This is a genomic window from Acidimicrobiales bacterium (assembly GCA_035316325.1).
GTDB lineage: Bacteria > Actinomycetota > Acidimicrobiia > Acidimicrobiales > VFJN01 > DASXTK01.
Window position 1 is genome coordinate 48,611 of record DATHJB010000072.1, and the last position, 6,762, is coordinate 55,372.

The following is a 6,762-nucleotide window of genomic DNA, read 5'->3' on the forward strand; positions in this document are numbered from 1 at the left end:
GCGGCGGGCCTACGACTCGAGGACGCGGTAGCCACTGAGGCGGTTGGCGGCTTCCTTGAGCACGTCGACGGCGGCCCGGCGCCGGCTCGCCGTGAGGCGCGACACCGGGGCGGACAGCGACAAGACCCCGACCAGGGCGTCGCGGCGGTCGAGCACGGGCACGGCCACCGAGGCCAGGCCCTTCTCACGCTCCTCCGAACTGGAGGCGAAGCCGTCGCTGCGCACGTTGTCGAGCGACGCCGCCAGGGCCTCGACGTCGACCGACTCGGCGCGCAGGGCCTCGAACACCTCGGCCCGCTTCTCCTCGGAGAGGAAGGCGACGAGCGCCCGACCCGCGGCCCCGACGTGCAGCGGCAGGCGGGCGCCGATCTCGACGGTGCTGCTCAGGGCGTGGCGGCTGAGCACGCGGTCGATGCACAGACGCTCGTGCCCGTCGACCAGCCAGTAGCTGCCGGTCTCGCCCGTGGTCTCGCGCAGCTCGACGAGGATCTGGTGGACGTACCGCGTGTAGGGGTGGTGGCGCACGGTGGTGGCGGCCAGCTCGAAGAGCCAGGGCCCGATGGAGTACTCGCGGGTCTCGCGATCGCGCACCAGCGCACCGCCGCGCTCGAGCGACAGGATGAGCCGCAGCGCGGTGGATGCGCCGAGGCCCGCGTACTCGGCGAGGTCGGAGAGCCGGCCCTCCGGGTGGATCCGGAAGTAGTCGAGGATGCGGAACGCCTTGGCGACGGACTGGTTGGCCTGGGTCTCGCCGCGCGGCTTGGGCTCGCCCGGCGGGGTCTCGACATCGCTCATCGGCGACCGACCGGCCGATCGGCGGGCCCGTCGTGCGTGCCCTCGGTACCCTCGTGATTGGCCAGCGCAATCCCCTTCCGTTGGGCGCAAGAGTAGTTATCCGGCCGACAGCGGGGCGCGAGGCCCGTGCCCCTCACCGCCGCTCCAAGCTGTCGATGATCCGTGTGGGGGCGATGCGCACGATGATGCGCTGCCCGAGGTGGTGGAAGGGGTAGGGGGTGCCGAAGTACCGCGCCGACAGCGACTCGATGTGCTCCTTCGCCCCCTCCCCCGACGTGGACGTGACCTGGCCACGGATGGCCACGTGGCGGGCCGGGTCGTCGGGGTTGCTCACCACGAGGGCCACACGGCCGTCGCGCTCGATGTTCCGCAGCTTCTGGTATCCGACGACGGTGTTGAGCAGCACGTGCGTTCCGTCGGTGTCGATCCAGGTCTCGGTGGCGTGGGGGGCGCCGTCGGGCATGAGCGTGGCGATGGTGGCGAACGCCTTGCTCCTGAGCAGGGCCACGACGCGCTCGGACATCTCGGCGGGCGTTGCGGGCTCGGTCACACTCTTCATGGCGGTTCCCCGTTCATGGACCTAGGATTCCATGGTGCGCAATGTAGTTGCGAAATACGAAAGGTAGCGGCTGGGTGCGGGAACCGGACATCGAGGCCACGCCGTGAGCGGGGTGCGCGACTTCGGGGCCGTGACCTTCCGGTCGCTGCGCAATGCCAACTTCCGCCTCTTCGCCGCCGGCCAGCTCATCTCCAACACCGGCACGTGGATGCAGATGGTGGCCATCGGGCTGCTGGTCCTCGACCTGACCGACAGCGGCGTGGCGGTGGGCCTCGTCACCGCGGCGCAGTTCGTGCCCATCCTGGGCCTCGGGGCCTGGGCCGGGTTGCTGGCCGACCGCAGCGAACGGCTGCGGCTGCTGATGGCGGTCAACGCGTTCGGCGGGGTCGTGGCCGTCGCCTTCGCCGTGCTGGTGCTCACCGACACCACCGCGCTGTGGGCGGTGTACCTGCTCACCCTGCTCGTGGGCGTCGTCACCGCGATCGAGAACCCCACGCGGCGGGCCTTCGTCACCGACATCGTCGACGAGCCCGACGTGCCCAACGCGGTGGGGCTCAACAGCACCCTCATGACCGGGTCGCGGGTGTTCGGGCCGGCCGTGGCCGGTGCTCTCATCGCCGGGCCGGGGATCGGCTGGTGCTTCGCCGTCAACGCCCTGTCGTACATCCCCCAGCTGTGGCTCTTCGCCCGCATGGACCGCTCGAGGTTTCGGGTGTCGGGGCGGGTGGCCAAGGCCAAGGGCCAGCTGCGGGAGGGCCTGCGCTACGCCTGGTCGGCCCCCGAGCTGCGGCTGCCCATCCTTCTGGTGTGCGCGGTCAGCACGCTGGCCTTCAACTTCCCGGTGGTCCTACCGCTGTTCGCCACCCGCGACCTCGGCGGCAGCCCCACCACCTACACGCTGCTCTTCTCGCTCATGAGCGCCGGGTCGGTGTTCGGGGCGCTCACCGTGGCCCGGCGCACCGAAGCCAACACCCGGTTCCTGGCCCTGGGGACGCTGGCGCTGGGCGCAGCCATGCTGGGCCTCGCCGCGGCGCCGGGACTGCTGCTGGCCTGCCTGCTGGTGCTGCCCGTCGGGGTGACGAGCGTGCTGGTCATCTCGGGATCGAACGCCGTGCTGCAGCTGAAGTCGGCGCCGGCCATGCGGGGCCGGGTGCTGGCGCTGATGTCGGTGGTCTTCCTGGGGTCGACGCCGATCGGCAGCCCCATCGCCGGCTTCGTCTCCGAGGAGTTCGGCGCCCGATGGGCCCTGGTGATGGGGGCCGTCGCCTCGTTCCTGGTCGGCGCCTTCACCCTGCGAGCCCTCCGGGCGCTCCGCCCAACCGAACCATCCGACCCAGCCCCATCCGACCCCTCGCCCACCAGCGTCACCTCGGCCCGCCCCAGTTGATCGGCGGCGCCGTGCCCCTGGAGGAGCGGAGCCGATGGAGGGATGCACACCCGACCCGGCCTCGCCCGCCAACAGCGGGACTGCGGGTGCATCAGATCGACGCTATGGACGACCCTGCTGACGGGGTGTCATGCCGGGCTTGTGTACACGCGAGTGGGAGAGACGAGGACAGCGGTGCGGCGCTCGTCGCGCATGACGCGGTCGTAGGTCGCCCAGTCGTCGTGGGTCCCGCCCGCTGCGCTGAAGATGTCGCGCAGCAGGAGTCGGAGCCGCTCGTCGTCCACCTCCGGGTGGGGGTCGTCGGGTCCTATGAGCTGGGCGCGGCCTTCGACGGTGACCCATCGCCAGCCTGCACGGGCGACGACTGCGGTCGTCGGGTTGCTGCGGAGAAGAGCGAGCTTGCGGGTGCCACCCGCGGAGACGAACGCGACGGCGCCGGCACCCGTCGCCGGGTGGGGAACCACACCGGCGTTGACGACGGTGGTGTGCGGGGTGTGGTCGGGGCGGAGAGCGACGACGACACAGAGGCCGTGGTCGAGGGACACCAGTTCCGTGAAGGGTGCGAGGTCGGTCATGAACGTGTTCGGCGTCGTGGGCGGCGTACGTGGGTCGCGAACCAGGCGCGCGCCAGCAGCAGGCCCGCGCCCACGCCGCCGAAACCGAGCAACGGCAGCAGGGTCTCCTCGACTGGTGCGCCTGCGACGTGAGCGATCATGTGGCGTCGCCGTCCTGAGCCGCTTCGTGGTGGCGGGATTGACCTGAGCGTTCGATGCGACCGAGCCATTCCTCGTCGGCCGCCGGGGCGTCGTCGTATTCGTCGTGCCAGTTCCACCACTCGTACGGCGGCGTCTGGGGGTAGCCCTCCGGTGACTCCTCCCACCCCTCCTGGCGCCCGAGCGCGGTGATGTCGAGGTAGTTCCAGGTGCCGCCCATCGCCTCGTCGCCACGGTTGTTGACGAAGTAGGTGCGGAACACGCTGTCACCGTCACGGATGTAGACGTTCGTGCCGTGCCACTCGTCGACACCGAAATCGGCGTCGAAGCTGTCGGTCATCGTGTACCAGGGCATCTCCCAGCCCATCCGCGCCTTCACGCGCTCGATGTCGGGCTGCGGCGCTCTCGAGGCGAACGCGAGGGTGGCGTTGCGGGCGTTCAGATGGGCGACGTGGGCGACCTGGTCGGCGACCATGGAGCAGCCGCGGCAGGCGTGCTCGGGCCAGCCGTACACACCGGGCTCGAAGAACGCGCGGTAGACGATCAGCTGACGGCGCCCCTCGAACAGGTCGAGGAGGCTCGCCTTGCCTTTCGGCCCGTCGAACTCGTAGCCCTTCTCCACGGCCTGCCACGGCATCCGCCGACGCTCGGCGGCCAGCGCATCACGGGCGCGGGTCAACCCCTTCTCCTTCACGAGCAGCTGCTGGCGCGCCGCCTCCCACTCCTGCGGCGACACGATCGGGGGTATGTCCATTGCACGATCTCCGTTCATCAGTGTCCACCTGTTGAGAGACGCGGCGACCGCCGAACTCATCGCTACGGCGGAGACATCTCGGTCAGCACCTCGGGTAACCGGAACCGGCGGTGCAGCTCGGGGTCGAGGAAGCCGGTCATCGCGACGATGCGCCCTGCCCCCAGTGTGAGAACGTTGAGCGCGCCGAGCTCGAACCGCCCGGTGGCGGCATGGAGCCGGTAGCAGGCGAAGGCGACCTGGCCGCTGGCGGTGATCGGCTGGAGCCTCCACGGGTTCTGGAAGGTCCGCTCGGTGAGGAACCGGCCGATGTCGGCCTTGCCCGCGAACCACGCCGGCAGCGGCGGCATCGCGAATCGGGCGTCGTCGGCGAGCATGTCGAGGAGCGCTGGCACATCGGCCCGTTCCCACGCCGCCACGAATCTGGCGACCAGGTCCTCGACACCCTTCTTCCCCAGGGAACGCAGCTCGGCCTGCTGGCTGCCGGCGATCCGCGCGTCGACCGTCTTCCGCGCCCGCTGCAGCGCACTGTTGACCGCCGGGATCGTTGTGTCGAGTGCCTCCCCGACCTCCGCAGCGGAGAACTGCAACACCTCCCGCAGGATCAGCACCGCCCGCTGGTTGGCCGGCAGATGCTGCAGCGCCGCCACGAACGCGAGCTCGACGTTCTCCTGCTCCTGGTACCGGGAGGCTGGGTCGCTCGCATCGGGGTAGGGCTCCAGCCAGAGGGGATCCTCGACCACGTCGCCCAGGTCGTGGACGTCGGTCCAGGCCTGCGTGCGCTCCTCCGACAGCTGGCGGGGCGGTCGGCGCTCAGCCTGGCGGAGGCAGGCGTGGGTCGCGATCCGGTACAGCCACGACCGCAACGAGCTGCGGCCCTCGAAGCCGCCCAGCCCCCGCCACGCGGCGAGCAGCGTCTCCTGCAGGGCATCCTCCGCATCCTGCAGAGAGCCCAGCATGCGGTAGCAGTGGGCGTGCAACGGGCGGCGGTGGGCCTCCACCAGCCGCTCGAACGCAGCCTGGTCCCCGTCGCGGGCGGCAGCCACCAGCTCGGGCTCCTCCACCGAGCCCCTCGTGTTCGTCATGTCCACAGGTCTACGACCGATGGAGACGTCAGAACTCATCGCGTCCGAGCCGCCGACGCGATCGACGATGCGCCGGGGCCGTGAAGATCCACGTCCGCCTCGAGGTCCTTGACCAGGACGGCGATGTCGTTGGACGGGACGGGCGATTGCACGGGCAGATGCTGTCCGTCGGTGACCTTCGAACCCTTTGACGACGACACCTCGCGAGTGCGAGCGTCCTCACGGGCCGAGGACCGAACTGCCGCTCGGGCGCGGTCCGCGGCGTGTCGTGCCCGCCACCATGGCCGGTCCTCGGCGCCGGGCTCGGGACAGCACGCTTGCCGGGGGTCGGTGTGCACCCACCATGACGAGGTGTCGCCGTCGGATGACGATGCGGGGGGACGTTGCGGAGGTCGCCGCCCACGGCCGCCGGGTGATCCGGATCGGCCTCCTCGGCCAGGGTGCAGAGCCACTCGTTCAGCTCACCGGCTTCGATCGCGTCGGTCGGCCAGCCAACCCGGTGACAGGCGTCGACGACGCGCTGGTGGGCCCCGGCGAGGTAGTCGGCGGAGATCCGGCTGAAGAAGGTGTCCCGGGGTCGGCCAGCAGGAAGCCGATGCCACCGATCGCCCGGTCACTTCCGAACACGCCCCGCCGGTAACCGCGACGTGTGTGCGCGTGGGAGTGGAGAACAGACCACCGGGGCCATCTGGGGTGTTCGGCGGCAGGATGGGTTGGTGACGTGGGCCGGGTTCGTGCATCCTGATCTTCGGCCTGAGGATGAGCGCACCGCGCTGGTGCAGCGCCTCGACCAGTACCGGGGGACGGTCGCAGCGGCGCTGGCTGACCTTTCCTGGAAGGACGCATCCACACGCTTGCTGCCGGCGACGGATCTGACGATCGCCGGCATCGTCAAGCACCTGGCATGGGCCGAGGACCGCTGGTTCCAAGGCCGACTGCTCGGCGTCGAGATGCCCGCTCCGTGGAACGTGCCCGGCGCCGACGACCCCGACCATGCCATGCGACTGGCCGCCGACGACACCGTCGAGCGCATCCTCGGGCTCTACCTGTCGGCGTGCGAACGCAGCCGATCGGCGCTCGATCGGTGTGATTCGCTCAGCGTGGTCGCGGCGGTGCCGTCGTTCGGGATCGGATCGGTCAACGTGCGCTGGATCCTCGTCCACATGATCGACGAGACCGCCCGCCACGCAGGTCACCTCGATCTCCTCCGGGACAGTCTCCGGGGAACGTCATAGCCACGCCTCGACGCCGGCTGGTGCCGCGTCAGGCAACGGTTGCCCTGTCCTCGACGGCTGCTGCGATCACCGGGTGATCCCCGCGGACGAGGAGTCGGATCGCTATTGGGCCGCCAACCTGGAACGAGCCGATGCCCTTCTCTTCGGCCGGGTGACCTACGAGATGATGGAGGCGGCGTGGCGGCAGCCGGCGACGGGAACGTGGCCTGACTGGATGGCTGATTGGATGATCCCCTT

The 6,762-nt window shown here is 70.3% G+C and carries 7 protein-coding genes; 2 read left to right on the top strand and 5 right to left on the bottom strand.

Going from position 1 to position 6,762, the window contains the following annotated elements; translation table 11 throughout:
- Positions 1 to 9 precede the first annotated feature (9 nt).
- Entirely contained in the window at positions 10 to 795 is a 786-nt protein-coding gene (locus VK611_10145; protein ID HMG41681.1) for an IclR family transcriptional regulator, read from the bottom strand.
- Between the two features lie 133 nt (positions 796 to 928).
- Positions 929 to 1,354, bottom strand: coding sequence for a PPOX class F420-dependent oxidoreductase (locus VK611_10150; protein ID HMG41682.1), 426 nt, complete (start codon positions 1,352 to 1,354; stop codon positions 929 to 931).
- A gap of 103 nt (positions 1,355 to 1,457) precedes the next feature.
- Between VK611_10150 and VK611_10155 the strand changes: the two genes are divergently transcribed.
- On the top strand, positions 1,458 to 2,741 hold the full coding sequence (locus tag VK611_10155) for an MFS transporter (GenBank protein HMG41683.1): 1,284 nt from the start codon (positions 1,458 to 1,460) through the stop codon (positions 2,739 to 2,741).
- Positions 2,742 to 2,869: 128 nt separating this feature from the next.
- On the opposite strand, the gene VK611_10160 is transcribed toward VK611_10155, so the two are convergent.
- From VK611_10160 to VK611_10170, 3 genes are all read right to left on the bottom strand, one after another.
- Positions 2,870 to 3,316 carry a pyridoxamine 5'-phosphate oxidase family protein gene (locus VK611_10160; protein ID HMG41684.1) on the bottom strand — a complete coding sequence of 149 codons (447 nt, stop codon included), beginning with the start codon at positions 3,314 to 3,316 and terminating at the stop codon, positions 2,870 to 2,872.
- Between the two features lie 136 nt (positions 3,317 to 3,452).
- Positions 3,453 to 4,208 carry a DUF899 domain-containing protein gene (locus VK611_10165; GenBank protein HMG41685.1) on the bottom strand — a complete coding sequence of 252 codons (756 nt, stop codon included), beginning with the start codon at positions 4,206 to 4,208 and terminating at the stop codon, positions 3,453 to 3,455.
- A gap of 62 nt (positions 4,209 to 4,270) precedes the next feature.
- On the bottom strand, positions 4,271 to 5,290 hold the full coding sequence (locus VK611_10170) for a sigma-70 family RNA polymerase sigma factor (protein ID HMG41686.1): 1,020 nt from the start codon (positions 5,288 to 5,290) through the stop codon (positions 4,271 to 4,273).
- Between the two features lie 716 nt (positions 5,291 to 6,006).
- Between VK611_10170 and VK611_10175 the strand changes: the two genes are divergently transcribed.
- Complete coding sequence (locus tag VK611_10175; GenBank protein HMG41687.1) at positions 6,007 to 6,525, top strand: DinB family protein; 519 nt, start codon at positions 6,007 to 6,009, stop codon at positions 6,523 to 6,525.
- The last annotated feature ends 237 nt before the right edge of the window (positions 6,526 to 6,762 follow it).